This window comes from Vibrio sp. AIC-3 (genome assembly GCF_013114515.1).
Taxonomy (GTDB): Bacteria; Pseudomonadota; Gammaproteobacteria; order Enterobacterales; family Vibrionaceae; genus Vibrio; species Vibrio crassostreae_C.
In genome coordinates, this window is the sequence record NZ_VTXG01000017.1 from 82442 (window position 1) to 106511 (window position 24070).

A 24070-nucleotide genomic window follows, 5' to 3' on the forward strand; every position below is an offset into this window, starting at 1 on the left:
CTAAACCAGTGAAACCTTGTGCATTAAAGTGTTATAAAGAAGACATTAATAAAGTTTCCAGAAATCTATGAAATTTCTATCAAAAGTCTCTTATTCCCTCGACGATAAAATCGCAGTAGATGAGTTGCTCAGCGGGGTGGAAAACCCTGACGATATTGCTTGTCTTATTTGCTACTGCACAGAAGAGTATTCGACACTCGCTGTGCAGAGATATTTCGTAGATGCTCTCCCGAACACTCCCATACATGGCTGTACTACTTGTCACGGCATTATGACCGAAACTGGTTTTCATTCTGGTCCGGTCATTGGTGTCCTCATTATTTATGACTCGGGGATCAACGCCTATGGTACGGGAATCGAACATTTCAGCGACTCCATAGGCCGCAGTACCTTCATCGCGATCGACAAGGCACTCAAGAACGCCAACCGAGAAGGTGAAATCCCTGATCTTATCTTATTGCATTCCACACCGGGTAACGAAGAAAAGGTGATGGCGGCTATCGATAAGAAATTTGGTACTGAAGTGCCAATTATTGGTGGCAGTGCTGCAGACAATCAGGTTTCAGGAAACTGGAGTATCTTCACCGAAGAGTCGCTGTCTATAAATGGCGTATCTTTAACGGTAGTGTTTGCGTCTCAGTCCATCTATTCCTCTTTCAGCGCCGGTCATACACCTACGCGCTATTCAGGCACCGTGACCAAAGTAAGAAACCGAATTTTGTTGGAGATAGACCACAGGTCAGCCGTCACCGTTTACAACGAATGGACAAATTTCCACTTAGGTGGCAGTGATGATGGTTATATCTTCGAAAAGTCGTCTGTCTACCCACTAGGCAGGAAAGTCGGCTCTTCATACGATTACCCATATTTCAAATTGTCTCATTCGATCAGAGAGACAGAATGTAATGGGATTGAGCTATTCACAGACATCAGTGAAGGTGACACCATCTACTTGATGCAAGGTTCTAAGCAGCAATTGATTAGCCGCGCCGCGAATATCATTCAGTCCTCATACTACAACGACATGGATCTTGAAGAGAAACTAGGGGCGATCAATATCTTTTGTGCAGGCCCAATGTTGAACCTTAAACAAGATATGGATGAGGTTTGTGAGCAAATAAATCAAGCACTTAATGGGCTTCCGTACATATGTCCATTTACGTTTGGTGAACAAGGCAGGCTCTCTGGTGGTGAGAATGCACACGGGAATTTAATGGTATCGTCTGCAACGTTTTATAGGTTGAAAAAGTAATGGGTTCTGAAGGTCAAGAAGCGCTGCAAGAAGCTCGTATTGAACTGCAAAAACTAAAAGCCCGTGAGCGAAAACTGGCTGAAGAGAACAGGGTGATCTTATCAACCATCTCTGCGATCAGTAAGGCAAGTAACATATCTGAGATATTCTCCAGTCTTGAGTTTGTGCTCAAAAAATACATTAAGTTTGATGACTTTATCGTGGTATCAAGGTTAGGGAACGAAGGCAGTTTCAAAACCCTGCTAAGTAATAACAAAGTCTTCGAACAGATGAATTGGAGCGATTGTGGCAAGCTATCGCGAGTCATCAATGGTGAATGCGCCATTCTTTTCGAACCCAAGTCTCTTGGAGAATTCAACTCTCTACATCCCATTATTCTCGACCAAATCAACTCCGTTCTGATTACAGGTATAGATAGCGGCCTAACACAATCCGTCATCATATTTATCCACTCGAATACCAAGCACTTTAGTATTGAAACCAAGGCCACACTAAACCGTTTCCGACCACTGATAGAGCGTGCTGTTTTCGATATTGAGAACAAAGAAAAGCTTGAAGCAACCGTTCGAGAACGTACAGCAGAGCTTGTCACAGCAAGAAAAGACGCAGAAAGGGCTAACAAGGCCAAGTCTGAATTCCTCGCAATGATGAGCCATGAACTAAGAACACCGCTAAATGCCATAATTGGCCTAATAGACACCCTAAGATCCACATCACTGGACGAAGAGCAACAGTCTATACTGCTTAATATGAGCACATCATCTGAGCTTTTGTTGGCAATTATCAGTGACGTGCTGGATTTTTCTAAGATTGAATCTGGATGCTTCTCACTAGCACCTCAATGGAGCAATGTAAGAGACACTGTAACTTTTGTATTATCTGAACAAAAGAAGACAGCAGACGATAAAGGTTTGGCGCTAACAGTAACCAGCGATATCCCTGAGGGTGAGCTTCATTACATAGACCCAAGCCGATTAGCACAGATCCTATTTAACCTGATTGGTAACGCGATTAAGTTCACTGAGCGTGGGCATGTCCATGTTTCTATCAAGTACCAGCAGAGCTCTTTCTATATAACAGTAGAAGACACAGGGATTGGCATTAGCTCGCAACAACTTTCGTCGCTGTTCAGTCCATTTGTGCAAGCTGATAGCACAATCACACGTAGATTTGGTGGCACAGGTTTAGGCTTGGCCATCACTAAAAGACTGGTTGAGCTGATGCGTGGGCGCATATCGGTAAAGAGTGAGCCTGGAAAAGGTTCCAAATTCGAAGTACAGCTGCCAGTGCTTACTAGAGTTACGAATAATCTGGCCAACAACGAAGATGAATCTTCTCGAGAGTTAAGAGGCCGTTATTCAGTGTTAGTTGTCGAAGACAATCCAACCAATCAAATGGTGATCAAATTAATCCTAACGCGACAAGGCCACGAAGTTTTCATCGCAAGCAACGGTGAGGAAGCTATTGGCTTTGTGGAAAGAGCCAATGACTCGATAGACATTATCTTAATGGATGTGTCGATGCCGGTCATGGATGGATTAACCACAACCAAATACATGAGAGACGCGAACATCAAAACACCAATCGTCGCGCTAACAGCACACACATCAGTAGAAGACAAATGTTCGTGCTTGGATGTCGGCATGAATGATTTCGTGACCAAGCCAGTAAGAACCAAAGAGATCACAGAAGCAATTGATCGATTAATGCTTGAAGTCTAATAAACGTATTCTTAATCGAAGATTAGGAAATATGTTTATTAGGTATTTTATGGTAAATAGCCTTACTGTTAAATAGAACGTCGATTTGATAGATAAACAAGAGGCAGGGCATCGCACAAAGATACCTACCTTATAAACGCCAAACTTTATTTAACATAATATACATAATACGCACTGAGGTAACGATTTTTAACATACTGAAATGGTTAGTAAAAACTTGGGGTTTGTTTTTGTAAGTCTTTGATAACTCTCACGCATTATTCTACTTGATGTCTATTCAAGTCGTTTGAGTTAGCTATGGTTGTCAGCGTTAAACTTTCGACGGTTATCGTTTTGCACCCCAAAATTGGACTGCTGCAAAATGTCGCGTTCGGTTTTACTTTTTGTAGCCGAAAATTATTTTTTGTTCGCTAGCCACTTTGCGAGGCGCTTCATGTTTCATCATTCGTTCAAGGAATTGTTCTGGCGTGAATTCAGTTCGATTCGTGAAGGCTCTGAGTACTTTCATGTCAATGTTGCGACCGTTCGTCGCTGGCTAGATGGCACCGTTGCGATAAACCCAATGGCTGAAAAACTGCTATTGATTAAAGCGCTTGGCTACTTACCTAATGATATTCGTTGGCGTGGATTTAGAATTGATGAAGCTCGTGGTGTCTTCATCACACCCGAAAACCGCGAGTTTAGCCCAAAAGAATTGGACAGCTTTGTGTATTGGCGTGATGAGCATCGTCAGCTTGTTGAATTACATGGCCGCATTGATAACCCAATCAAGCAGTCCGCCAAAGATAACCTACTGCCATTTCGTGGCGGTCGTCGGATGAAGTCAGCGCCGTGGATTCCCAGTAAGCATAAGTTTAAGTAGATATAAAAAGCCCGCAGTAGCGGGCTTTTATATAGTGGTCATATTATGCTGCGCTCAAGCACCACTCACTAACCTTGTGTGCTAGTTCCGTCTCAGTAGATTCACACTCGACCTTAATTGCATGCTTTTTCATCATCCAAACAAATTTGTCGATATCATTTTCAATTTCATGTTGCTTTTCAATATCAAGACCATCGCCGGGTAACATGAGAAAAATAGCATTATTCTTAGTTTTCAATTCATCCACAGCAATTTCCATATCCCTTGAGCCATCAAAAAGATTGCACTTAACACGCTGAGTATCTTTATACGCAGCAGAAATTAATGTGGCATTTCCTGTATCTTTCCTAAATGGCAAATAAAGGCGATGTACGATATTAGAGTTTGTTATTTCATGGTTTGGGTTTTCAGGTACATGCTTCGAGTAAGATAGGTTTAAATCTAATTTTAGTTGATTCTTTAAACTGTTATACAGTGCATCACGGTTTACTGATGTAAACGAACGCGTAGCTGCCCTGACTCGTTTTTTCTTACCTAAAGTTACAACTGATGTAAACAGGCGGCTTAGTACAGCGTGCTCAGATTTTCCTTGAGCGAACCCTCTTTCCTCACACGTGATTTGAGGTGCTATGTTTTTATCAAAACCGCCGCTTAAAATTTTGTATCTGGCAACCTCACACGCAAGTTCAACATGGAAAATCATCTCCTTAGAATACAAACATTCGATTCTATCGAAGTAATCTAACATTTGAACACTTACATGCCCTTCAGACGTCTTGTAGCCCACACCTATATTTAGAACTTCTCCAGTGGCGATATCCGGCCTCCACTGAATAGCAAACCAACTTCCTTTTATCAAGGCGGTCTGTTTTTTAGCTTCCAATAATTTTTTTAATTCGTTCATGATTACATTCCAACTAAACGATTAAGCTTTGTTGATATTCTAGTTGTCCCTAATTGCGCTCTTGCAGATAGAAATGACTCTAGCGCATCAATTTTAATTTGTTCTTCACCTAAAATTTTCCACCACCTTTTCAGCTCAGGAACGACTAACTGGTAGACCCCCACATGCTTAGCTGTTGCTTGTGCAATCCCATTGCTAATAGGTAAAGGGGCGTGTTGAAAATAAAATAGAATATCTGCAAATTTACTATTTGCATGCTTGCTTGCTACTAAGTCGCCTATATCCCAGTTTAGTTCAAAAGGCAGATTACTATGGTCGATTAATCTAATTTCATTTCGTCCAGCGATAACCATATTCCCAAGATTTCTATCTTGGTTTGCTACCCAATCATCAAAAGCAAGGGTGTCAGATAAGCGCGACCAACCTGCTAATAACTTAATGAGCGCTTCACACTTGATGTCGTCTTTATTGAAAAAACTTTGAGGTGTCTCGCCCTTTACAGAGCTCACAACAACACAATATTCGCAGAATGTCGAATTGTCGTGTTTATTTGAGTTTTGACCGCTAAAGCAATCATCGCTCAATTCGATTATCCCTATACGGTCTGGGATTGGTAAATCACAACCATCCGCAATTATGTAGCCCGTAATCTCATTCGTTAGAGCGACTTTATCTTCTAATGTAAATCGTTTTACATAAGAACGTAATTCAGTATCTTCATCCCACTGAATATCGCAGATAAATGTATCAGCCATTTGACCTTGGGCAGTTGTCCCTAGTACAGCTAACAGACAACTTTCATCAAGTACATCAATCTGTAGATTACTCATAGCTATTCTCATAATTAATATTATGTGCAAATGCTATCATTTGGGTGTTAGATTTCATATTAATTTGCTCGAAACATGTAGTTCATAGCAAAAAAAAGGCGAACTCAATCAATGAGTTCGCCTTTTGGGTTCCAGTGCAGCAAGCAAAGGAGCACTGTTTCGTTAACAAGGATACGAATAAACACAAGTAACGTATCAATCTGATTAATGCTGTGTAAATTATTAATAGGTAGGGTTTGAATCGGCTCGCATGCCCTAGCCCTTTATCAACACCACTTTACAAGTTAAGTGCTTTCATTTTGTTTGGTTTCTAGCACTAAAACGCGGTCAGATACGTTTCTCATGCCTTTGGTGATTTCTTTGATAATGTGGTTCTGGTTTCTCAAGTTCACCACCATCAAGCCTGCTAACGCTAAGAACTGAGGTGAAAAACCCCAGTCACTTAGGGCGCTAAATATCACGCTTTCCATACAAATCCCCTGCTCTTTTTCCCGGTTTCCATGAGTCAGGCAAGGCTTCCCATACACCAAGCACCGCAGGAATGGCCAAACCAACCGCACCGCCGTAATTAACGCCTGTTTCCGTCACTTCGACACTGAACAAATGACCATACCCAGTCACAGCAGCAACCACTGAACCCAGCAATGCCAAACCTTTAAAGGTCGAGTTTTCAAATATCATGTTGTACTCCTTATGCTAGTTTGACCCCTTGCATGGCGTCAGCTCGTGAGTAATGGTGACCCACTTCCATAATCGACATGGCATGAAGCACATCAGCTAAAAGCTCATCGTCTTGCAAGTTGATAGATTCATTCACGCCCACGCCGACCTGTTTCGCCACGAACTGCGCATAGTTCTTGGTGTCGTTTTCGACTGGCGGTGCAAAGCGGTTAATCATTTCGCCTAGGTTGTCTAAACCATGCAACCGTTGATAATTCCGCATGACCTTAGCGCCCGCTCGAAAACCGAACTTGTGGTGCTTGAACGTTTCAAATGCCGCATCTCGTGACATAGAGCTTTCACCTTGCCAGTTGTTACCTTTGCGAATGTTCAGCGGGTTGTTGTTACGAATACCGCGAATAGTTTTCTTAGTCATGACGAATAAGAACCCTCCAAATAGAATGAAAATGAGTAAGTACAAGCGCATGATTAGCTCCAGTTCTCTGCCACAAATAGCTGAATCGCGCTGTCTTGCGAGCCGTCAGAATGAGCCATGTTTTTAATGGCACTTCCTGATTCTTCATCCATTGGGAAATGGTGCTGCATGTCTCGGGTGTTGTAACGTAAGTCCCACGCCTTGATGTTCACGCGCATCATGGAATATTGCGTATCCCAGTAATCCAAGTGGTCGTCTTCGAGTGGTCGCTCTGGGTTTCTGATGTAGCGATACAGAAACTCATGCTCCGCGCCGTCTGTTGGTAGAACACTACCGGACGGCAGTTCAACACCATCAAGATAGATAATCTCGCGCCCTGTTTGATACCAAATGGTATTAGGCGTGGATTCGTTGTAGTTGCCGACTTGAGAGCCATACACCGCACCATCACGCAAAATCGTGATGTTTGGTGACATGATTAACAGCTCATCGGTGGCGCAATAGAATTCATCGGTGTTCGGCGCTTGGAAAGAAAACGAGATCTCATCATTTCGATAGATTCGCCCTTTGGTTTTGAGTTGAAAGTAACTGGTTGCCCATAAGTAACGCGCCACCATGGGTAATGGTTCGTTATCCAGCTGTCGCCATTCTGCGCCGTTAAAACCATAGAAGTGCTTATCTGTGGTATTAAAATAAACGACAACATCATCGTCAGCGGACACTGTAGGATGCTCGGGCAACTTTGGAATTAACGGCACTGTCGCCACGGTTTCCACAGTTTCTTTCAAATTCTCAATAAGGCTTGCCAGATATTCGATTTTGTTACGTTCATTGCCTTGCGGCATGTTTTCAATAATTGGATTCATGGTTGTCTCACACTTCAATGATGCTGATATGGTCGGTGGCGTCACCTGTAAACGTCACCGCTTCTCGCGTTGCCAACTCTAGCTTTTCGCCCGCTTCCAACTCATAACCGCCATTGACCACAATCACCCCGACATTACTTTTCGGCGCGGACAGCACCAAATTGCGGCGGTCATTATTTCTAGGCAGTGAAAACGGCATGACCTGTTTTTGGCTTGCCAGTAGGTTGGAGGCTTGAAAGCCAATCACTTGATTGGAAGCCATGCGCATGACAGGCATCGAATCAATTGCCACGCGCTGACCTGCCGCGAGTATCAATTCAGGTAAGCTATCAACATGGATGTGTTGGTCAGGCTGTAAACCAATTAACGGCAAAGCCTCAATCAAGGCTTTGATTTGTTGATTCTCGGCCAGTTGAATCGCTGGCATGGTACTCACCGTGACGGCTTGACCTTCCATAGACGGCGTGAAACTTCCTACACCGTGTTCAAACACCAAGCGACCAACGCCAGATACAAAAATGCGCCCAAATCGAGTGCCTGTGTATTTGTAGAGTGACTTTTGAGTTAGCGAAAAAATTTGACCTGTTGCTTCAATTTCAAACTGAACTTTACCTGTGGCGTGCTCAACGAAAATCCACTCAGAATCCAGCGTGACAGGGATTTTCTGCCCTTGAATCAGTTCAAATTCCATTAGCGCACCGCCTTATAGGTTACAAAGCCAAGCACCGCCGCAATGAACATCATCAAATACAAATTCATTTCACTTTGCTTACTTTGACCGCCGTCCTGATTGAACTTTGCAAGCTCCATAACAGCACCTAGGCTTTCAGAATTCTGCGCGGCTTGATTGCCCGCAAGCCCCGCCATCATCTGCAAGTTTTCGCTATTGGTTGCGCTGTATTCTTCCAATGAAGCGTTGGCAAATTGCATGCTTTGCCCGTTGAGTTTCGCTAGATACTCGGCGTTCGTTTCATGCATACTTTCAGCAGAAAAAATAATTTCCTCACCAAGTTTCAACGCACCTTGCACCGCGCCGTGGTCGACCGATTCCACGTTAATCGTTGAGTTGTTCACACCACTGATTGCGGTTCCAAGGTTGTCGCCGCTAATGGCATTTTGACCTGTGACATTGGTGGTATTACTTGAACTGCTTGATTTGGACTTACCGCCCATAACTAAACCCTCATTTCCATGCGAGTGACTTCCCCGCGTTCGTGTTCTTTGGTGCTTAGGCGGCGACACAATTTAGCCACCAATGGGAAATAGGTTTCTGCGCTGATAGACGTTAGACCGGACTCTTTGACGTACTTCGAGAGTTCACGCATAGCAGGTACAACCCCGCGACCTGATACGCCCCATAAGAAGTAAGAATCACCGTCAATCTCGCCCGCAACGGTTACGCGGTAACTATCACCACTTAACTCGTAAACGCTGACGCGCCCTGCTTTCACTTCTCTTTGCAACTTGGCAAAGTCTTGCGGGCAAGCTCTGAACGCGACTTTCAAACGCCTTAATGCGCTGGGATTATCAGAAACCAATTCAATCATTTTTTAAGCACCACATAAGCCAAAACCAGTGCGCCAATACCGCCGATTACCCAAGGATTAACACCGCCTCGATTGCTCGAACCCATGCTAATCCCGCCAACAGTTTGCCCCGCGTTGGTGGTATTGGTGGCGGTTGCCGTAGCGGCGCCGCCAGTAATAGGCATTGAGCCGCTGTTCGTCAAAGAACCTAGACCAGGTAGCATCTAAATCACCCCCGTTTTGAACAATCCGAACACCACTAAACCTAAAACAATCAGCCATGAAAGGCGCTTTGTACCATCACTGATGACAAAGCCGCCCCATAAGCCCGCCGCACCCGCAAAGACCGGAATTAATAAAGGCACATTAACCCCCTTTCTTTGCAGCTAAGTAAACCACGCCAAGCAGCAGCAAAACGCCACCGCCAACCGCTGCATACATCGCGTAATTAGGTTGCGCAATCACTGGCGTTACTACATCGCCGTTAGGTTGTTGATAGTTGTTTTCTTCAGCGCGGTGTGTGCTTGGGTCTGCCGATGTTGCGCGATTCGTTTCTTGTTGCAGTTTCAAATCAATGACACCACCCGCCAACTCGCCCACGGTATCGACAGCACCGCCAATCAGCTCACCGCCCGTTTCCAAAATATCGTTGAACCAATCCATGATTTACGCCCCTTGCGGGTTAATCTCGCCCACTTGTTCAATGGCTTCGATAATCACCGGAACACTACCCGCACTTGATTTTTCAAGTTCAAATTGAAGTTGATTAGCCGCGTTGGTTGGCAAGCGCCCCTCAACACCGAAACCCGTACGAATGAAGTCCAAAGAGAACCAACCCGTATTTTGCTCAAGACCAGCCACCGCCAAGTCATACGCGTTATCTGCTTTTGACACGTTGATTTCTTCACGCTCGTCACGCATCACGCGAACGCGTTCAATGGTTGAGTCTTTGAAGTGGATACGCTTGATTGAAAGGAACGGTGAACGCTCGGCAAAATCAAACGGTGTACGACCGGACGCCGCCGCGTACCAAGTCAGTGAGTAAAGGCGCGGTAAGTAAATACGGCGAGACTGAGCTGCAGTTGTATGTGCGCGTGCTTTGATGCTCGGAGCTGCGACACCTGATTTCGATTTAAGCTGAATGTAAAGCATCCAGATTTCACCCTGCAGCGTGACCAACTCACCCGTACGAACGCCTGCTTTGGTACGTAGCGTTAAATCAGCGAATGGGATGATGTAACGACCTGCTTGTGTGAACTGTTTGCGGTGCTCTTGGAAGTCCACTAAATCTTGACCAGTTACGCCAATGATTTCTTTACCGTTCAGTTTCAGCGTGATGCGCTCAATGTCGGCAGGGTCTGTAATGTCTGTCACCAGTTCAATGTTCTGGTAAGTAGGGCCCGTCACGACACGCAGCGTTGCTTGGTTGCCCCAATTAACACCTTCAACTGGGTCGAGTTCACGAGGTCGTGGATTAAATGGTGTGTTCATCATTTCCATATTAGAACCACCCCGTATTGCCGTTTACTGAGTCTTTCACGCCGCCCAGCGCCGATACGTTGTTAATCACAGCCAAAAGTGCAATTGTGATTGCGGCCGTTGCAAACATTGGAACAAGCGTGGTTTTGTTCATTTTCATAGAAAGTTATCCGTTTGTTGTGGGTTAAAAACGGATTTTAGTGTTGATGAGATAAGGGAAATTAAATAGAGGGATGAGCCTAATAGGTTTGGTGTTTAACCTATTAGGCTTAAAGCTAAGAATTGCAGTCGATTTCACCTCGCTCAACATTACCAATACCATCACGGAACAGCACATATTGAGCGACACCGCTATTGGTTTTAGCGGTTTTAAGTGCCACTAATTCACTGATGTCATGCTCCTTTTGCTTGGCGATATAGGTCGCATCAGCCATGGAAGATAAGCCGCCCACCCACCAAATCGGCGATTGACTGCTCACGGTTTTCGGTACCTCTTGCGTTCGTTGAAACATCGAATGAACAATCAACCCAAACTGGCGACCACCACGCCATAACTCACCCGATTTACCTTTCAGCTTTCCCGTAGTTTCGACGGTGCTCGCGAGTTCTTCAATGGCAACATACAGCGGGGGCTTACTCCCATCGCCACAACTCCACACGATAGACGCGAACGTTTCTAGGTTATCTGCGTTAGCTTCCTTGACCAACGCCAGTTTGAAACCTGTTTTCTTGTTGCGTGCTGCCACCAAAGCGCGAGCGAACGCGCCAAACTCGGTGAACATCTTCACTTTTTGCCCTTGAAAGACTTTACCCGCATAGTTTTGGTACGGGTCAAAAAAGGCCACTTGGCTCTTTTTCGGGATAAGTCCAAGCTTACGAACAGCGGTGGTTTTTCCGCTGCCCGTAGTACCAATATAAACGCAATGCTCCGCGTTTAAGGCGGTGTTGCTGTTTACGGGCATTGGTAATCTAAGCGGCGGCTTCTTTGGTTTCGCCATCGTTTTCAGCCTCCTTTTCCTGTAAAGCTTTCAGTCGCTTCACGGTATTAATACCGGAGTAACCCAAACCAAACGCAGCCACACCAAAAAAGATTTCTTCTTTGTAGGCATCAAACCAACTGAGCCATGTTAAACCGTATTTCTCAATCAGTGGGCCACTGGCTTCGAGGAACTTAGCTTTCGCTTCGGGGTTAAATTCGAAATCAACACCCGCCGCACCCGAAATGTATTGCTCTGACATGAACAAGCCCATACTCACCATACCAACAGCGGCGGCGCTATCCATGGTTTCGGCTTCCTGCTCAGGTTCGGCGGTTTGCTCAGGCTCACCATGAGCGACCGAATCCATTGAATCTAAATCTGCGAAGCCCGCTTGATAATCGAGTTCGTCGGTGGTCGCGCTTGATGCTTGTTGCTCGGCTTCAAGCGCTGGGTTTTCTGGTTTATCCATTGGCGGGTGTGTCCTTTTTATTGAGTAGGAAGAAAAGCCCAACTAATGCGAGCAATCCATAAATGTAAGGTTTAGCGGCTTGAAGCCTTGTTGTATCTGGCTTTAACGATATTTCCGAAGCCGTTACAATCGGTTTAACCTCTGGTTTAACTTCAGTTACAGGGTGACTTACTACAGCCTTTTCTGGTGTGGCTTCCTGCGGTTTAAGCTCGGCTTTGCTCGGTTTCATCTGGCTTTCAATGTGCGCTTGGAATGTCGCGCCCTTGCCTTGCTGAAAACCGCAACACGGGCAGTTGTAATAAAGTCGGCCTGTATTGCGCTTGTTTTTAGGGGGATTTCCCTCGGTCAAAATTCGGTGCTCACCGACTGCGTGAACCGTGGCGATGGCGCCACAGTCCGGCATATGACAGCGAATAAAGCCCTTTATGGGGTTTTTACTCGCCATGCTGCAATCGCTCACTGAATTGGCGCTCTAAATCCGCCATTCGCTGATTGTTGAGTTTCATCCACACCAAGAACAAACGCAGTGGAGACATGAGTTTGCTTGCGAACGGGTTCTTTGATGCGCTTTCGACTTCCTTTTCCAATTGGTCGGTAATCTGTGTTGCTTTTTCCATGTTGGTTTTCCTTTTCCTAGCCTAATGAGTGTTATTAAATTTCCGTGCAAGCAATCCCCAAAGGGGTTAATCGTGTGTTTTGTTGATGTAGTAGCTTTCAACCAATTCTAAATGATGGCTTTTCAAGGCTTCTAAATCGTCATGTTGTGGCGGTAACTCTTGATGTAATTGCGATTGCCAATTGGCGCGACTACATAAAAAACGCTCGTATTCATCGTTATATTTCATAATGGCTATGGCGCGTAAGTCGCCCAGCTCAACATCGTTTGTATTCATCGACCAATCACGCGCACCATGCGCCCACAATAAAAACTCGTCCATTTTTTCTGAGGCTGTTCCACCCTCAAAACAAATTGAAAAGGTGTTATCAGTGCGAGCAAATACACCACGACTCTTGATTTGCTCTTTGTAATCGCGAATTTCGCCATCGAGCATTTTGATGAGTCGTTGAAGCTTGAATTTCTGAGGGGTTTTGTCTTTGGCTATTGCGCTCGCTCGAATGGCTTCATCACGTTTAAATTGTTTGCGGCGCACTTCTTTTTCTAACGGTTTACGCCAGCGTTCTAAGCGGTAACCGCACTCTTTAATAATCGCGGCCATGTTGTCAGCATCAAAAGCCGCGAGCACTTCCCATTTAGGCGCGCGTGAGCAACGAGCGATGTTGTAGCGATTACCTCGAATTAACCCTTGATTGGCATTACCACCTTTGGCCGCGTAACCCACCGCCTTGATAAGATAAGAGCCTGCCGCTTTGGGTAACTTGATGCGCTGCAGATTCGCAAAGCCATGCCCCCAAATACTTTCTAGGCGCTGGGCCCACGTATCAAACACGCTTCTTTCCACCGACCAATCAAGCAAGATATGCACATGTGGATTCGGCTCACCATCTTCATTCATCGGGCATTCTGCCACCCAAATATAATGAAACGGTGCGGTGCTCCCCTCGATAATCTCGACTTGTTCACATTCATCAATATTGCGCTGTGAATGGTTATCTCGATTACTGCGAAGCGTGGCGGTAAACCCACGTTGAAAGAGTTTTTTCGCCCCGTCGAGAAAGCGTGAAACCTCCGAACCCAATGTAATCTCACCCGAAAAGATTCGGTCGCGTTGGACTTCATCAAACGTTAAGGTCAAAAAGGTTTTGAACCCACCATGACAGGCCGCGACATACGCACCCGATTCAAAGATTTGGCGAACGGCTCTTGAGGTGAGTTTGTCGGTATAACGCTCGCCATCATTGGCGCTCGGTGCATCACTCGGGCGCGGTTGGTAAATCATTTGCATCTTGACTTGCTCAGACCAAGGGCGGTGCATCAAATACGCGCGGGATTTTCCTTTCTGGTTAGCGTTTTGCGCTTGGTTATACATCGCATCATGGTTTTCAGCGCAAGTGCTTTGCGTCTTGTGACGAGGCTGACACTTGCGAGAACGCGTGATTAAGCGGTCAATCTGTTTGCGGCTTTTCCCTTGTCGGACTTTTGCGCCCTTTGACAAGCCTATGCCTTTCAGGGCTTCGCCCTGCGCTTCGCGCCCAAGTTTTGCGGATTTATTCGTCGCCACAAAATGAAATTGTTCGTACTCTTTGAGTTTTCGCTGCTCAGTTTCTAACCAAGAATTATCAATAGCACTAAAAAAACCGCTATCAATAGCGGCTATATTTTGATTAGTTTTCGTGACGTCTTGAGTGACGCCAGCAATGAAGCCCACATCCTGCGGGCTTAAAGTGTTGGGAATTTCTCGCTCTGGTTGAGCGTCATAGAGGTGATTCATTAGCAAGCACCAGAAAGGTGAGATTCAACGCCCTGTACGGGCGTATCCTCTTGTTGCTTGCGGGTTCTGTTAGCTTCGCGAATCTGATTTCTTAGCGATGGCTTGTACTTTTTTAATTTTTGGCGCAACCCAAAATTTTTACACAGTCTAGAAGCTTGAGTCTCTTCAAACCTTAAATCCCCACTACGATTGAGTATTATTTTATTAATTGCAATGTCAATGCGCGCGGCCTGCGCGGTGTGGCCTAGTTCTATTCCATGTGCAATATTAACAATTCTCAAGTAATGGTTTGTTTTTAATGCGCTTTCAACATCCAGAACCAAAAGTCTGAAATCTCTCGAACTTAAAATTTTCATGCGACACCCCCGCCAAGTCTTGCAGGAATGAAAGGCTTAGCTTTCTTTTTTAAACGCCCCTTAAGTTCGGCACGTAACTTTGCCACCATTGCGAGTGAGTTTTGAGTTAATTTAGGGTCTGGGTTTACACACCCTGCCATGTCTGGGCAAGGTAAGTGAATTGGGTTAGTGATGTGTTCCATGTCATAGCCTCCGCAAGCTGTATCTTTTTTGAACATGGAAACCATAGCGAAAGTTTTTTAAGCACTCAAACCGCCTGAGCTAATGAAATTAGGGGGTTAAACCTCTATAATTTAACAACTGTCGATTTTTCGAGCACTCACGGATGAATTACACAAATGCACTTTTAGACCGAGTCAAAGCCAAGTATGAACTGAGTTCAGACTACAAATTGGCTAAGAAACTGGGTATTGGTACGGGTCGCCTTGCGAACTGGCGTACTGAGGTGTGTTCTATGGATTGGGAAGTTGCGTTTCAAGTGGCTGATTTACTTGAGATGGATGATCAAAAAGTAGTGTACGGTTTACTCGATGATAAATACAAAAACTCCCGCCTAATCAATGCATTACAAGCGGGCGCCCCTGTCTAAAACTCTCTTTTTCTCGTTTACCCTGTTATACATAATACGCAGTTGGCTAGTGCTTTATTTGGGGTGGCTGCCATCAACGCTAATCCCGCGCAAGTCATTGAAATTGCTTTTAATCCTAGCCCGTTGTACTTTTTTGCAATGTGTTCCCACATCTGTTTAATCTCTGGATTTTCGTTGCGGTCAGCGTGACAACCAAGCAATGCAATCTCAGGGTCAATGCCTGAGTTCTCAGCCAAGAAAACTGCTTCTGAATCAGTAAGTTGGCGAACACCTTTTCTAATTTTACTTATCTTCGGTGGATCAAGGTTCAAGTCGTGTGCAACTTGCTTGTCTTGTACGTAGTTTTTCGCCTTTTTGTAGGCATTAATTAATTCTGATGAGTACATTTGGCACCTCCATTTTGTTCATTGTAGCTGCAAAGTTGCCATAAATCGCATCTTGTAATTGCCATTGGTCGCAACTACGATTGCCACATATCGCAACTCAACCTGCTTTGGTTGATTAATTATGGTGGCCTCTATGTTCCAAATTGAATCTATTGAATACGGCTCTGTTTTGAAATCTGAACACGTTAGCTTCTCTAACTACCCAGATTTCACACACGCGTCTGTGTCTCTTCATAATTCACCATTAGAAATCTGCTTCGAGTTCTTAGCTAGCGAACTTGAGTTTGGCCAACGCACTATTGGCGAAGAACTTTTTCATACTGTGTCGTTTACCAGTTCTCAAGCTAGCTGCTCTGACGCTTTCACTTTCACGTTTGATAACGACCAAGAACTCGAACAGTTCTGCGCGTTCTATAGCTTGGCACGTTAATCATGGATTCTATCTACTTCGACAACGAACCCAATCACGGTATCAACGCCTATTTCCCTTGGGGTCATAACTTCTTCAAGACTCCGCGTGATTTCTTCCAGTTCATGGAAGCTCACTACGGCATGGTGTCATTTCAAGTGGTTGAAATAACAGATGAGAACTACCAAGAGCTTTTGGTTAAGGGTGTGTTCCATGCGATCTAAAAAGCCTCATAAGTTCCATGATGAAATTCGTCCTGTTCAAGTGGATCACCTAGCGTTTTCATTTTCGTACGGTTCACTTAGACACTTGGACAGCTCGAATGAACAAGACTTTATCAACATGCAATTTCCTGAGTTTAAGAAACAAACCGTCAAAGGACGCCTTAACTCACCAGAAGCTATAGAGAAATCAATAGAGTTACACCGTAACAAGTGCCGTAAGGTTTTAGCCGATAGGTTTGATGAGTTCATGGCGAAAGTCTTTAACTTCCGTCTGTCACCTATGCGTGGCCGTGGCTTACATGGCTATGAAGATTCAATGGTGATTTACGATTCTACGGGAACGGTTGAATGTGGTTTGGTTGGTGTTGGTGGTAACAACGATACGGTTTACGTACAAATTAATGGTACGGGTTGCGCAAAGTTGTTCGACTTCACCACACACAAAAAGGTGCATTGGTGGTTGTCACTGTTGGGTATCACTCGCCTAGCCCGTTTGGATCTCTGCGTGGACGACTACACCGGAATCTTTGACTGTAAGTATGCTGAGAAATGTTTTTATGAGGGAGCATTTCGCACTGCTTCTCGTGGTCGTGGTCCGACAATGGTTCCTCATAAGCGCGTTTCACAATCCGGTGAATTATCAGAGGAAGCCGTTCTTGTTGGCTCTCGTACCTCTGCAATCTACTGGCGCGTGTACAACAAGAAATTTGAGCAAAACATCGCTGACCCTGAAGTGATTTGGTACCGCAATGAAGTGGAATTGAAGAAGTGTGATTTGGCACTACTCGCCTCGCCTGCTTCGGCCTTTGCTGGTCTGTGTGACTTCTCGGCCAGTATCGACCCTGCTGAACCAATGAAACTTGAGCTCAACAAAAAGAAAGCAGGTCTTGAGTTCTTTGCTCGTATTGCTTGGGTTCGTCGCCAATGTGGCAAAGCGCTATCTGAAGTTGTGGCTATGACTGAGGGTGATTTGGGTGAAGCCTTTGGCATGCTCATTCCTACGCATCATAGACGCGCCAACTTTGAAACCTCGTTAGGCATTCCTGACGAATACACTAAACAGAAAATCGAAATTTTGGAGTCAAGAATATGCCTACAATAACTGGTATCCTGATATTCCTTACAACAAACAAGCACTGAAAATTGATGTGGCTTATGCACGTCAGCTTATCCAATCTCGCGCTTTTGTTGCTAACCGTGAATACGAACTGAGCTTTGGTGCAAACCCAAATGATCCACTCGATATTTTGGTAAACAAACTTGTTCCTACTGATGCTGAAATCCAAAAGCATTTTGAAGCTTCTCTAAAGAAATAAATTCGGAATTGTTATGCCTAAGTGCGCTTTACCAAATGAAAATGGTTTTCTAGCTCTTGTTGATACGTCAGTTGAATCCTGTACAGGGGTCATTGTTATTACTGCTAGTGATTATGAATATTTGATGGGGTTTACTCAGGTTTCTGCAATCGAAGCTACTGCGGTTTTTAGTGGGGCTTTCTCACTAGTTTTCGTCAGCGGTTTCGCTATGTCATACGCCATTAAGATGGCTATTAAGTTAGTTAAAATTTTATAAGGATACAAAATTATGGAAGCTATTTGGGCTGCTGTGGATTTCGCTGATGTTGCAACTAAAGTAGGTGCTGCGGGTGTAGCTATCATCGGAATTACTATGGCTTACAAGGCAATCGGCCTTGCTAAACGTGCTGTTAAGTCTGCTTAACTGATGGGGGGTTCTGAGCGTGTTGATTGCCATACATGACCTGATACTTATGGTATTTGCTCTTTTGGGTGGCTTGTCTGGTTTTCTAGCCGCTCAGAATTTTCAAGGTTAATTATAAAGGGGCTTCGGCCTCTTTTTTTACAGGTTTTTTTTATGAAGAGAATGATTCTAGCGTCATTGATTGGTCTTTCAGCTTCTGGGGCCTACGCTTCGGATTTGAACTATGGCGGGCCGTATTCGCAAATGAAAGTTAAGCTATGTTCAGATACCCCACCTTCACGTTCCATTTTGCCTGACGGTAGCCTAATTTGTGACGATAACCCGCCCACTAACGATACATATTGCACTGGTGGTTTTGTCTATGCAGATACAGACATTTTTAATTGTGGCTCTGAGGTTGAGCAGGACGGGGATTTAAATAATAACGGCATACCTGACAATGATGAAGATTGGGACGGTGACGGGCTTGTGAATGGTGTTGACCCTAACCCCACTCTTAACGACAACGCGGAGCTTGATGAGGACAATAACGGAATACCCGACAAACTTGATCCTTTCTTTGATTTGTACAAAGCAAGCCGACCCGAGTTTATAAAATGCGATGCTCAGGACCGTGATTGCCAGAGCTCGAATACAGCTATCTACAGTCTTGCTAATGCCAATCGAGATTTAACGCGAATTATTAATCATATGGCTGAGGGTAATACTAGTAAGCAGTTCACAAGGACGCTTGAGAACCTACGCCAGACAATGACCTTTCAAGAAGTCGAGACTCGAAAAGAGCTAAAAGATTTGGAGCGCGCTATTAATAATATTGATGGTGGTGTCGATAACTCGGATTTAATCAAAAAGGAATTTAACGATGTCGACGCCCAATTCGCTAGCATTACCGCGGGCCTTAACTCAACTCAAATAAATGTTAATAGCGTTCTTGGTCAGGTTAATAACGTCAATTCACACTTAGACGCAACCCAATCCGAAATTATCGCTGCAATTAACAATAGCGGTGGTGGTTCTGGCGGCCTTACGACTACTCAAAAGAAACAACTTAAAAACGCAGCTAAGGCTAATACAAATCAAAAGCTATTAAAACAAGTGCAACAGGTCGTTAATGATTATGGCAATGCTTTTGATGTGATGGTTAATAACCAATCTGAAATCAAAAACGGTGTTGAAGTGGGCAACATAATTGCTGCATCAATTTCTGATGATGTTAATGAAAATACTGATGCAAAATTTAATCAATTAAGTGATCAAATTGCTGCCATTTCTGGTGGTGAATCAACAGTCGACTTGTCCAGTGTTGAAGATGGTATTAGTAACTTGTCAGCAAAAATCGATGGTTTGGGTGATGGTGACGGTACAGATTTAAGTGCTTTAACTGGTGCAATTAATGGTGTTGCTGATGGTGTATCCGATATTGGAGATTTATTGAAAAGTGTGGACGCTTCCAAAGCAGGGATAGACGGTACTTGTATTCAAGGTGGCACTTGTCAGGGCTTTTATGAGTCGGCTTATGAGGGCGATTTAAGCACTGTTGTGGGTGGTCAGTTAGATTCGATGAAAACTAGCATTGTTGATCCTTTTGTATCGAGTTTTGGCAATATCGATTTAAGTGGTGCACAACGTCCAAAGTTTGGTTTACCTGTGCCTTTTTACGGTTATATGTCATTTGATAATTACATTGATATGGACTGGATATTTGGATTTTTACGTTTCATTTTTCTAGCGTCTACGGCTTTCTATTGTCGTCAGATTATTTTCGGGGGTTAATGTATGGACTGGATAGTAACGTTATTTAATAAGCTCATTGAGTTCATGTACCAGTTGCTTTTGAGTCTTATTACCATGTTGAAAGATATGGTTTATTGGGTTGTTGAGCAATTTATGGAGGTCGTTAATTCTGCTTTATCTTCTGCTGTAGCTCTGTTTCAGCCTGTCGATGTCGGTCAATATTTACAATCTATTCCACCTAATGTCGCTTGGGTCATGGGCGCCGTTGGCCTACCTCAGTGTTTGAGCCTGATTATATCGGCCATTGCTTTGCGCATGATTTTACAATTGATTCCATTCACGAGGTTAGGTTCGTAATGATCTACTGTATCGCAGGACGACCACGTAGCGGTAAAAGCTATGAGAGTGTCGCTTTCCATATTATTCCCGCTATCAAGGCTGGTCGAAAAGTCGTTACCAATGTGACTTTAAATGTGCCCTATTTTCAGAAAGTCTTTGGTAATGACGTATTGGATTTGATTGAAGTTGTGGACGGTCAGTTAAACCAATACGGCTCTATGGATAGACCGTTTTCAAAGCTTGAGGACTACATAAACGATTGGAGGGATGCCGATAACAAAGGTCCCCTATTTGTGATTGATGAAGCTCATATGGTTCTGCCAAATAAGCAGCTAGATAGCAAAATACTTGAGTTCTATTCTCTTCATGGTCACTACGGCATAGATATCATCTTGTTAACTCAGAATCTAAGGAAGATTCACAAAGACGTTCGCGATATGGTTGAAATGACTTACTACTGTGCCAAGAATACCGCTTTCGGTAGTAAGAATACTTACACCAAGAAAGTGAGGATTGGTGCAACAACTGAAGTCGTCAATGAAGAACAGCGCAAATATAAGAAAGCGTTTTTTCCTTTCTATCAGTCTCATACGCAAAGCAGTGGCAGCGTGGCCGAAGCCATGAGTAATGACATTAAGCCAATCTGGCATCGATGGCCGTTTTGGATGGGTGGATTTTTACTTGTGGCGGGTGTCATTTTTAATATTTACGCGTGGTCTGGCAGTGATAAGGAATTAGAACCGGTTCTAAAGCCTGAACAAAACAATGTTGTTGAGCCTACCCAGGTTTCAGTTCCCAACGGTGTCCCAGGTCAAACCGTTAAGCCTGTAAAAAAGTCTTCTGGTTTCGGTCCCCTTGATGAATTTGATTTGTTTGTCACTGGTTATGCTCGTCAGACAGCTTGGCAAGATGTCACTCAAAACCTTGTCGATTTTCAGAACTCTTTTGTTCGTATCTATATCGAGGTTCGTCAGAATGACAGTAAGCTATTCACTTTTAGTCAGTCGGAGCTGATAGAAATGGGATATGGTTTTAAGGTTTTAGCTGATTGTGTTTATCGAGTGACTTGGGGTGATTCAGTTAAGATTTTGACGTGTGTTGAGTCCAAAGACGATAATCCTGCAAATGACCCTTTCGATTTCAGTAAGGCCGTCAAAATCTAATGACTTCTCAGTCATATTATTGATATTTCTCACACAATCTCCTGACTGATAAGATATTTTAATTCTTTTATCTTATGAGCCCTATGACATGGAGCATTTGCTTAACTTAATTTTTCCTATCTTAATGCTATTTTTTGCATTTGTGCTTTTATGGAGATTGGTAGGAATACTCACGCGCAATATATATTCCCCTAAGACAAGTATTGATACATCGACCTCTCATTATGAGTATCAACCTATCAGGAAGCTTGCCACATCGAATGAGCTAACCTTTTATCAAGCATTAATTGTCGTAACGAAGGGTAAACATACCGTGTTTACTAAGGTGCGAATTGCGGACTTGATGACACCAAAAAAAGGAGCTCATGACAAAAAGACATGGTGGCGAGCGTTTAACGCAATAGCCAAGAAACATGTAGATTTTGTACTTTGCGACCCATTGACGCTTGAAGTTAAATGCTTAATTGAGTTAGACGACTCAACTCACAATCGACCGGACAGGATAGCAAGAGATAAGTTAGTTGATATGGCCGCAGCTTCCGCAGGGATTGAACTGAAGCACTTCAAAGTTAAAAACAAGTATGACTATTTCGAATTAGAAAAAGAGCTCTATGGGGTGAGCGATGCGCCACAGCCTGAAAGTATTTATACTCAATAGATATCGATGAACAAGCCCCGCAGGGATAAGGGCACTCGATGTGGTTTTTGGGCATACAGTCCCAAATGCCCGATAAGCAGCGAAGCGTAGCTATCTTGTTGAAACCACATAACCGCCCTACCTCATTGCCAAGATCACCCTACCAGAGCCTCACAGTACCAGTGGGGCTTTTTGCCACTGCAACCCATAGAACTTTCAGCGTTGATGCTTTCGGTACTTTGGTTCGCAGCTCGTTGGGAGGGACCCGTTTCGTCGGGAGGGTCCCAACGAGTTGCGGGCCAACAACCCCCGTGTTGTATCACGGGGGTAAATTCGACCTATCTATCAGCACCTACACAACCCTGCTCTAGTTGCAAGCTTGCGCGCTAGCTTCATACTTTGATCTACAACAGAGTACTTCTAAATTTTTCATTCAATGTTTCTATTTCTATCGATAAGTAATTGTTAACAAATAAAAAAAACTAGTAGAATCGAGCCAATAGAGAACGAGACAGAAGCTTCTGTCTTTTAGCTGAATAGTACGTAAAAGGAAGTATCATGATTTTTTTATCTCATAATTACAACGACAAACCAGTAGTAGAGCAAATAGCAATTAGATTAATGGACCTATTTGGTCAAGATAAAGTATTTTATGATTCATGGTCTATTCAACCCGGAGACGGAATAATTGACCGCATGAATCAAGGGCTTGGTGATTGTGAATTATTCTTGTTTTTTGTGTCTAAGAACAGCTTGCAAAGCAAAATGGTTGAATTGGAATGGCAGAATGCTGTGATCAAATCTTCTCAGGGAAAAACAAAAATAATTCCTGTGAAACTAGACGATTGTATGATGCCACCAATACTCATGCAGTCACTATATATAGATTTATATGGTCAAGGTTTAGAAGTCGCACTACGTCAATTGGTAGATGTTACAAGTGGCCGCAATACTTTTCAAAAAGGCCCTCAAGAATTTTCAAACATGAGAGCGTACACTTATCAAAAAGATGGAAAAACCTACGTTGAGTGTCACGCCGAATTTTATTTGGAGCCAATATCAAGTTTCCTGATTCTCACTCACAACTCTGAAAGTGAAGTTCAATTTAATTGCTTAAGTAGTTCAATGACATATGGTGGCTTCAATCCAAAAGTGAAGCTAAATGATGGTAGAGAGTACAACGCACAATCTATTAGAATTGAAAGAAATACAGCCCCGGGATTCCCGTTTGTAATGGAGTTATCTCCTCAGAACGGAGCCGAAGTTAAACTAGCTGGTGTTATGCACGAGAAAAAACAAGGAGAGTTTCGATTGTTACCTTTAGTTTATGGGCAAAAAGCCATTTAAATAAACAACGCAATTAAGACTAACTTTAAATAAAGTTAAATGTTTAAGGTTATGCGTTTATAAAAAAGCCGAACCCACTCGATATAGGTTCGGCTTCTTTCTCCTTGATATGACCAAAAAGGAGGACTGGTTCATCCCACAAGGAACATCTCGTGCCCAGTCGTAGTGACTTTAACACCTAATTATCGCACCACGCAGTTGATCACTATAAACCTTTGCGATGCGCCTGAAAAAGCCATACTTTTCTAACCCTATTTCTTGATATTGGCTATCGCCCTAGCAAGTCCAAGTAAATGAGTCGAAGTTTTAATCTCTAGCTCAGACTGAATCCCCAAAAGCGCAATCCCTGCTAATATTTGTTGCGGCCTCACTACTTGGCCAGTTGGCAACTCCATACTGTCGTATAACATTTTGAACTGTTCCCAATCATCACTTACGCTCAGTTCCCGACCTTTTGCCATACGCATAAGCCTTTTACACTCAGGAGGTATCGGTTTCCCTTCATCCCAACCCGTGACAGTCCTCACAGTTTTAAAACACAGTTCAGCAACCTCTTCCTTGGTCATTTGGCACTCTAACTCTCGAAAAATGTAATTCTTACTCATTTCGCGATACTTCAATGATAAAACCTCTAAATACAAGAGGTTGCACTGATTTTATAAGATATGCACCATTAAACATAATCAGACATAATACGCACTTGGGCTAGTTTGCTTTTGAGGGGCTTTCTGGGCTCATACAGAGATTCTGAACGTTGTTACTGACAAGGTTTTACGTGCATGCTCCATTGCT

At 43.8% G+C, this 24070-nt stretch carries 37 protein-coding genes and 1 pseudogene; 15 read left to right on the top strand and 23 right to left on the bottom strand.

All coding sequences use genetic code 11. From position 1 onward, the window contains the following. Positions 1 to 67: 67 nt before the first annotated feature. The 3 genes from F0229_RS13245 to F0229_RS13255 all read left to right on the top strand — a co-directional run bounded on the left by F0229_RS13245 (position 68) and on the right by F0229_RS13255 (position 3835). Positions 68 to 1252, top strand: coding sequence for an FIST signal transduction protein (locus tag F0229_RS13245; protein WP_171733019.1), 1185 nt, complete (start codon positions 68 to 70; stop codon positions 1250 to 1252). Then, positions 1252 to 2973 (top strand): ATP-binding protein, encoded by a 1722-nt coding sequence (locus tag F0229_RS13250; protein WP_171733020.1) that lies wholly within the window; start codon positions 1252 to 1254, stop codon positions 2971 to 2973. Before F0229_RS13245 ends, F0229_RS13250 begins: the two co-directional genes overlap by 1 nt. 433 nt (positions 2974 to 3406) lie before the next feature. Beyond that, positions 3407 to 3835 carry a phage protein gene (locus F0229_RS13255; RefSeq protein ID WP_171733021.1) on the top strand — a complete coding sequence of 143 codons (429 nt, stop codon included), beginning with the start codon at positions 3407 to 3409 and terminating at the stop codon, positions 3833 to 3835. Positions 3836 to 3878: 43 nt separating this feature from the next. On the opposite strand, the gene F0229_RS13260 is transcribed toward F0229_RS13255, so the two are convergent. The 21 genes from F0229_RS13260 to F0229_RS13360 form a co-directional block, all read right to left on the bottom strand. Beyond that, positions 3879 to 4739 carry a hypothetical protein gene (locus F0229_RS13260; RefSeq protein WP_171733022.1) on the bottom strand — a complete coding sequence of 287 codons (861 nt, stop codon included), beginning with the start codon at positions 4737 to 4739 and terminating at the stop codon, positions 3879 to 3881. Between the two features lie 2 nt (positions 4740 to 4741). Beyond that, positions 4742 to 5569, bottom strand: a complete 828-nt coding sequence (locus tag F0229_RS13265) for a hypothetical protein (protein WP_171733023.1) — start codon at positions 5567 to 5569, stop codon at positions 4742 to 4744. Positions 5570 to 5853: 284 nt separating this feature from the next. Continuing rightward, the gene (locus tag F0229_RS13270; protein WP_016789813.1) at positions 5854 to 6039 is read right to left on the bottom strand and encodes a hypothetical protein; all 186 of its coding nucleotides are present in this window, start codon (positions 6037 to 6039) and stop codon (positions 5854 to 5856) included. Next, positions 6020 to 6247 (bottom strand): hypothetical protein, encoded by a 228-nt coding sequence (locus F0229_RS13275; protein WP_171733039.1) that lies wholly within the window; start codon positions 6245 to 6247, stop codon positions 6020 to 6022. Before F0229_RS13275 ends, F0229_RS13270 begins: the two co-directional genes overlap by 20 nt. A 13-nt stretch (positions 6248 to 6260) precedes the next feature. Continuing rightward, the gene (locus tag F0229_RS13280) at positions 6261 to 6716 is read right to left on the bottom strand and encodes a structural protein (protein WP_171733024.1); all 456 of its coding nucleotides are present in this window, start codon (positions 6714 to 6716) and stop codon (positions 6261 to 6263) included. A gap of 2 nt (positions 6717 to 6718) precedes the next feature. Beyond that, on the bottom strand, positions 6719 to 7531 hold the full coding sequence (locus tag F0229_RS13285; protein ID WP_171733025.1) for a hypothetical protein: 813 nt from the start codon (positions 7529 to 7531) through the stop codon (positions 6719 to 6721). A gap of 7 nt (positions 7532 to 7538) precedes the next feature. Beyond that, on the bottom strand, positions 7539 to 8222 hold the full coding sequence (locus tag F0229_RS13290; RefSeq protein WP_016793504.1) for a hypothetical protein: 684 nt from the start codon (positions 8220 to 8222) through the stop codon (positions 7539 to 7541). After that, positions 8222 to 8704 carry a hypothetical protein gene (locus tag F0229_RS13295; protein WP_016793505.1) on the bottom strand — a complete coding sequence of 161 codons (483 nt, stop codon included), beginning with the start codon at positions 8702 to 8704 and terminating at the stop codon, positions 8222 to 8224. Before F0229_RS13295 ends, F0229_RS13290 begins: the two co-directional genes overlap by 1 nt. A gap of 2 nt (positions 8705 to 8706) precedes the next feature. Next, positions 8707 to 9078: a hypothetical protein gene (locus F0229_RS13300; RefSeq protein WP_016793506.1), complete on the bottom strand. Its 372-nt coding sequence runs from the start codon at positions 9076 to 9078 to the stop codon at positions 8707 to 8709. Next, positions 9075 to 9281: a hypothetical protein gene (locus F0229_RS13305; RefSeq protein ID WP_016789806.1), complete on the bottom strand. Its 207-nt coding sequence runs from the start codon at positions 9279 to 9281 to the stop codon at positions 9075 to 9077. Before F0229_RS13305 ends, F0229_RS13300 begins: the two co-directional genes overlap by 4 nt. Further along, complete coding sequence (locus tag F0229_RS13310) at positions 9282 to 9422, bottom strand: hypothetical protein (protein WP_171733026.1); 141 nt, start codon at positions 9420 to 9422, stop codon at positions 9282 to 9284. A gap of 1 nt (position 9423) precedes the next feature. Beyond that, complete coding sequence (locus F0229_RS13315; protein WP_016793449.1) at positions 9424 to 9720, bottom strand: hypothetical protein; 297 nt, start codon at positions 9718 to 9720, stop codon at positions 9424 to 9426. A 3-nt stretch (positions 9721 to 9723) separates the two neighbouring features. Further along, complete coding sequence (locus F0229_RS13320) at positions 9724 to 10557, bottom strand: major capsid protein P2 (protein ID WP_029203143.1); 834 nt, start codon at positions 10555 to 10557, stop codon at positions 9724 to 9726. Between the two features lies 1 nt (position 10558). Then, entirely contained in the window at positions 10559 to 10696 is a 138-nt protein-coding gene (locus F0229_RS13325) for a hypothetical protein (protein ID WP_016793451.1), read from the bottom strand. Between the two features lie 115 nt (positions 10697 to 10811). Then, positions 10812 to 11534: a hypothetical protein gene (locus F0229_RS13330; RefSeq protein WP_171733027.1), complete on the bottom strand. Its 723-nt coding sequence runs from the start codon at positions 11532 to 11534 to the stop codon at positions 10812 to 10814. Next, positions 11506 to 11985, bottom strand: coding sequence for a hypothetical protein (locus tag F0229_RS13335; RefSeq protein ID WP_171733028.1), 480 nt, complete (start codon positions 11983 to 11985; stop codon positions 11506 to 11508). Before F0229_RS13335 ends, F0229_RS13330 begins: the two co-directional genes overlap by 29 nt. After that, positions 11978 to 12430 carry a hypothetical protein gene (locus F0229_RS13340; protein WP_016792842.1) on the bottom strand — a complete coding sequence of 151 codons (453 nt, stop codon included), beginning with the start codon at positions 12428 to 12430 and terminating at the stop codon, positions 11978 to 11980. The genes F0229_RS13335 and F0229_RS13340 overlap by 8 nt, the downstream gene beginning before the upstream one ends. Continuing rightward, positions 12420 to 12602 carry a hypothetical protein gene (locus F0229_RS13345; protein ID WP_016789798.1) on the bottom strand — a complete coding sequence of 61 codons (183 nt, stop codon included), beginning with the start codon at positions 12600 to 12602 and terminating at the stop codon, positions 12420 to 12422. Before F0229_RS13345 ends, F0229_RS13340 begins: the two co-directional genes overlap by 11 nt. A gap of 66 nt (positions 12603 to 12668) precedes the next feature. Further along, on the bottom strand, positions 12669 to 14375 hold the full coding sequence (locus F0229_RS13350; protein ID WP_171733029.1) for a hypothetical protein: 1707 nt from the start codon (positions 14373 to 14375) through the stop codon (positions 12669 to 12671). Beyond that, entirely contained in the window at positions 14375 to 14731 is a 357-nt protein-coding gene (locus F0229_RS13355; protein WP_171733030.1) for a hypothetical protein, read from the bottom strand. The genes F0229_RS13350 and F0229_RS13355 overlap by 1 nt, the downstream gene beginning before the upstream one ends. Next, positions 14728 to 14913 carry a hypothetical protein gene (locus tag F0229_RS13360; RefSeq protein ID WP_171733031.1) on the bottom strand — a complete coding sequence of 62 codons (186 nt, stop codon included), beginning with the start codon at positions 14911 to 14913 and terminating at the stop codon, positions 14728 to 14730. Before F0229_RS13360 ends, F0229_RS13355 begins: the two co-directional genes overlap by 4 nt. Positions 14914 to 15056: 143 nt before the next feature. Between F0229_RS13360 and F0229_RS13365 the strand changes: the two genes are divergently transcribed. Next, complete coding sequence (locus F0229_RS13365) at positions 15057 to 15320, top strand: transcriptional regulator (protein ID WP_102292125.1); 264 nt, start codon at positions 15057 to 15059, stop codon at positions 15318 to 15320. Between the two features lie 17 nt (positions 15321 to 15337). On the opposite strand, the gene F0229_RS13370 is transcribed toward F0229_RS13365, so the two are convergent. Then, positions 15338 to 15706 carry a DUF3693 domain-containing protein gene (locus tag F0229_RS13370; protein ID WP_171733032.1) on the bottom strand — a complete coding sequence of 123 codons (369 nt, stop codon included), beginning with the start codon at positions 15704 to 15706 and terminating at the stop codon, positions 15338 to 15340. A gap of 133 nt (positions 15707 to 15839) precedes the next feature. Here F0229_RS13370 and F0229_RS13375 point away from each other — a divergent pair, with 133 nt between their 5' ends. The 11 genes and pseudogenes from F0229_RS13375 (at position 15840) to F0229_RS13420 (ending at position 23278) form a co-directional block, all read left to right on the top strand. Continuing rightward, positions 15840 to 16136 carry a hypothetical protein gene (locus tag F0229_RS13375; protein WP_171733033.1) on the top strand — a complete coding sequence of 99 codons (297 nt, stop codon included), beginning with the start codon at positions 15840 to 15842 and terminating at the stop codon, positions 16134 to 16136. A 2-nt stretch (positions 16137 to 16138) separates the two neighbouring features. Then, entirely contained in the window at positions 16139 to 16339 is a 201-nt protein-coding gene (locus tag F0229_RS13380; protein ID WP_016786329.1) for a hypothetical protein, read from the top strand. Then, complete coding sequence (locus F0229_RS13385) at positions 16329 to 17441, top strand: replication initiation factor domain-containing protein (protein WP_171733034.1); 1113 nt, start codon at positions 16329 to 16331, stop codon at positions 17439 to 17441. The genes F0229_RS13380 and F0229_RS13385 overlap by 11 nt, the downstream gene beginning before the upstream one ends. Positions 17442 to 17451: 10 nt before the next feature. Further along, positions 17452 to 17655, top strand: a pseudogene (locus tag F0229_RS13390) (DUF1293 family protein); the annotation flags it as partial. Between the two features lie 13 nt (positions 17656 to 17668). Further along, positions 17669 to 17911, top strand: a complete 243-nt coding sequence (locus F0229_RS13395; protein ID WP_050654216.1) for a single-stranded DNA-binding protein — start codon at positions 17669 to 17671, stop codon at positions 17909 to 17911. A gap of 12 nt (positions 17912 to 17923) precedes the next feature. Further along, entirely contained in the window at positions 17924 to 18058 is a 135-nt protein-coding gene (locus F0229_RS22000) for a membrane protein (RefSeq protein WP_016786325.1), read from the top strand. A 153-nt stretch (positions 18059 to 18211) separates the two neighbouring features. Further along, entirely contained in the window at positions 18212 to 19831 is a 1620-nt protein-coding gene (locus F0229_RS13400) for a hypothetical protein (RefSeq protein WP_171733035.1), read from the top strand. A 3-nt stretch (positions 19832 to 19834) separates the two neighbouring features. Beyond that, positions 19835 to 20149 carry a DUF2523 family protein gene (locus tag F0229_RS13405; RefSeq protein WP_048612095.1) on the top strand — a complete coding sequence of 105 codons (315 nt, stop codon included), beginning with the start codon at positions 19835 to 19837 and terminating at the stop codon, positions 20147 to 20149. Beyond that, positions 20149 to 21294, top strand: a complete 1146-nt coding sequence (locus F0229_RS13410; RefSeq protein WP_171733036.1) for a zonular occludens toxin domain-containing protein — start codon at positions 20149 to 20151, stop codon at positions 21292 to 21294. The genes F0229_RS13405 and F0229_RS13410 overlap by 1 nt, the downstream gene beginning before the upstream one ends. 88 nt (positions 21295 to 21382) lie before the next feature. Beyond that, positions 21383 to 21952 (top strand): DUF2726 domain-containing protein, encoded by a 570-nt coding sequence (locus tag F0229_RS13415; RefSeq protein WP_171733037.1) that lies wholly within the window; start codon positions 21383 to 21385, stop codon positions 21950 to 21952. Between the two features lie 537 nt (positions 21953 to 22489). Further along, entirely contained in the window at positions 22490 to 23278 is a 789-nt protein-coding gene (locus tag F0229_RS13420; RefSeq protein ID WP_171733038.1) for a toll/interleukin-1 receptor domain-containing protein, read from the top strand. Positions 23279 to 23529: 251 nt separating this feature from the next. Here F0229_RS13420 and F0229_RS13425 read toward each other — a convergent pair whose 3' ends face one another. Next, positions 23530 to 23898, bottom strand: a complete 369-nt coding sequence (locus F0229_RS13425) for a phage protein (protein WP_065608080.1) — start codon at positions 23896 to 23898, stop codon at positions 23530 to 23532. Positions 23899 to 24070 lie beyond the last annotated feature (172 nt).

What these genes read in the sequence shown, in the direction of transcription:
- F0229_RS13245 (WP_171733019.1), top strand. Translation starts at nt 68, where the DNA reads ATGAAATTTCTATCAAAAGTCTCTTATTCCCTCGACGATAAAATCGCA.
- F0229_RS13250 (WP_171733020.1), top strand. Translation starts at nt 1,252, where the DNA reads ATGGGTTCTGAAGGTCAAGAAGCGCTGCAAGAAGCTCGTATTGAACTG.
- F0229_RS13255 (WP_171733021.1), top strand. Translation starts at nt 3,407, where the DNA reads ATGTTTCATCATTCGTTCAAGGAATTGTTCTGGCGTGAATTCAGTTCG.
- F0229_RS13260 (WP_171733022.1), bottom strand. Translation starts at nt 4,739, where the DNA reads ATGAACGAATTAAAAAAATTATTGGAAGCTAAAAAACAGACCGCCTTG.
- F0229_RS13265 (WP_171733023.1), bottom strand. Translation starts at nt 5,569, where the DNA reads ATGAGTAATCTACAGATTGATGTACTTGATGAAAGTTGTCTGTTAGCT.
- F0229_RS13270 (WP_016789813.1), bottom strand. Translation starts at nt 6,039, where the DNA reads ATGGAAAGCGTGATATTTAGCGCCCTAAGTGACTGGGGTTTTTCACCT.
- F0229_RS13280 (WP_171733024.1), bottom strand. Translation starts at nt 6,716, where the DNA reads ATGCGCTTGTACTTACTCATTTTCATTCTATTTGGAGGGTTCTTATTC.
- F0229_RS13285 (WP_171733025.1), bottom strand. Translation starts at nt 7,531, where the DNA reads ATGAATCCAATTATTGAAAACATGCCGCAAGGCAATGAACGTAACAAA.
- F0229_RS13290 (WP_016793504.1), bottom strand. Translation starts at nt 8,222, where the DNA reads ATGGAATTTGAACTGATTCAAGGGCAGAAAATCCCTGTCACGCTGGAT.
- F0229_RS13295 (WP_016793505.1), bottom strand. Translation starts at nt 8,704, where the DNA reads ATGGGCGGTAAGTCCAAATCAAGCAGTTCAAGTAATACCACCAATGTC.
- F0229_RS13300 (WP_016793506.1), bottom strand. Translation starts at nt 9,078, where the DNA reads ATGATTGAATTGGTTTCTGATAATCCCAGCGCATTAAGGCGTTTGAAA.
- F0229_RS13305 (WP_016789806.1), bottom strand. Translation starts at nt 9,281, where the DNA reads ATGCTACCTGGTCTAGGTTCTTTGACGAACAGCGGCTCAATGCCTATT.
- F0229_RS13315 (WP_016793449.1), bottom strand. Translation starts at nt 9,720, where the DNA reads ATGGATTGGTTCAACGATATTTTGGAAACGGGCGGTGAGCTGATTGGC.
- F0229_RS13320 (WP_029203143.1), bottom strand. Translation starts at nt 10,557, where the DNA reads ATGGAAATGATGAACACACCATTTAATCCACGACCTCGTGAACTCGAC.
- F0229_RS13325 (WP_016793451.1), bottom strand. Translation starts at nt 10,696, where the DNA reads ATGAAAATGAACAAAACCACGCTTGTTCCAATGTTTGCAACGGCCGCA.
- F0229_RS13330 (WP_171733027.1), bottom strand. Translation starts at nt 11,534, where the DNA reads ATGGCGAAACCAAAGAAGCCGCCGCTTAGATTACCAATGCCCGTAAAC.
- F0229_RS13335 (WP_171733028.1), bottom strand. Translation starts at nt 11,985, where the DNA reads ATGGATAAACCAGAAAACCCAGCGCTTGAAGCCGAGCAACAAGCATCA.
- F0229_RS13340 (WP_016792842.1), bottom strand. Translation starts at nt 12,430, where the DNA reads ATGGCGAGTAAAAACCCCATAAAGGGCTTTATTCGCTGTCATATGCCG.
- F0229_RS13345 (WP_016789798.1), bottom strand. Translation starts at nt 12,602, where the DNA reads ATGGAAAAAGCAACACAGATTACCGACCAATTGGAAAAGGAAGTCGAA.
- F0229_RS13350 (WP_171733029.1), bottom strand. Translation starts at nt 14,375, where the DNA reads ATGAATCACCTCTATGACGCTCAACCAGAGCGAGAAATTCCCAACACT.
- F0229_RS13355 (WP_171733030.1), bottom strand. Translation starts at nt 14,731, where the DNA reads ATGAAAATTTTAAGTTCGAGAGATTTCAGACTTTTGGTTCTGGATGTT.
- F0229_RS13360 (WP_171733031.1), bottom strand. Translation starts at nt 14,913, where the DNA reads ATGGAACACATCACTAACCCAATTCACTTACCTTGCCCAGACATGGCA.
- F0229_RS13365 (WP_102292125.1), top strand. Translation starts at nt 15,057, where the DNA reads ATGAATTACACAAATGCACTTTTAGACCGAGTCAAAGCCAAGTATGAA.
- F0229_RS13370 (WP_171733032.1), bottom strand. Translation starts at nt 15,706, where the DNA reads ATGTACTCATCAGAATTAATTAATGCCTACAAAAAGGCGAAAAACTAC.
- F0229_RS13375 (WP_171733033.1), top strand. Translation starts at nt 15,840, where the DNA reads ATGTTCCAAATTGAATCTATTGAATACGGCTCTGTTTTGAAATCTGAA.
- F0229_RS13380 (WP_016786329.1), top strand. Translation starts at nt 16,139, where the DNA reads ATGGATTCTATCTACTTCGACAACGAACCCAATCACGGTATCAACGCC.
- F0229_RS13385 (WP_171733034.1), top strand. Translation starts at nt 16,329, where the DNA reads ATGCGATCTAAAAAGCCTCATAAGTTCCATGATGAAATTCGTCCTGTT.
- F0229_RS13395 (WP_050654216.1), top strand. Translation starts at nt 17,669, where the DNA reads ATGCCTAAGTGCGCTTTACCAAATGAAAATGGTTTTCTAGCTCTTGTT.
- F0229_RS22000 (WP_016786325.1), top strand. Translation starts at nt 17,924, where the DNA reads ATGGAAGCTATTTGGGCTGCTGTGGATTTCGCTGATGTTGCAACTAAA.
- F0229_RS13400 (WP_171733035.1), top strand. Translation starts at nt 18,212, where the DNA reads ATGAAGAGAATGATTCTAGCGTCATTGATTGGTCTTTCAGCTTCTGGG.
- F0229_RS13405 (WP_048612095.1), top strand. Translation starts at nt 19,835, where the DNA reads ATGGACTGGATAGTAACGTTATTTAATAAGCTCATTGAGTTCATGTAC.
- F0229_RS13410 (WP_171733036.1), top strand. Translation starts at nt 20,149, where the DNA reads ATGATCTACTGTATCGCAGGACGACCACGTAGCGGTAAAAGCTATGAG.
- F0229_RS13415 (WP_171733037.1), top strand. Translation starts at nt 21,383, where the DNA reads ATGGAGCATTTGCTTAACTTAATTTTTCCTATCTTAATGCTATTTTTT.
- F0229_RS13420 (WP_171733038.1), top strand. Translation starts at nt 22,490, where the DNA reads ATGATTTTTTTATCTCATAATTACAACGACAAACCAGTAGTAGAGCAA.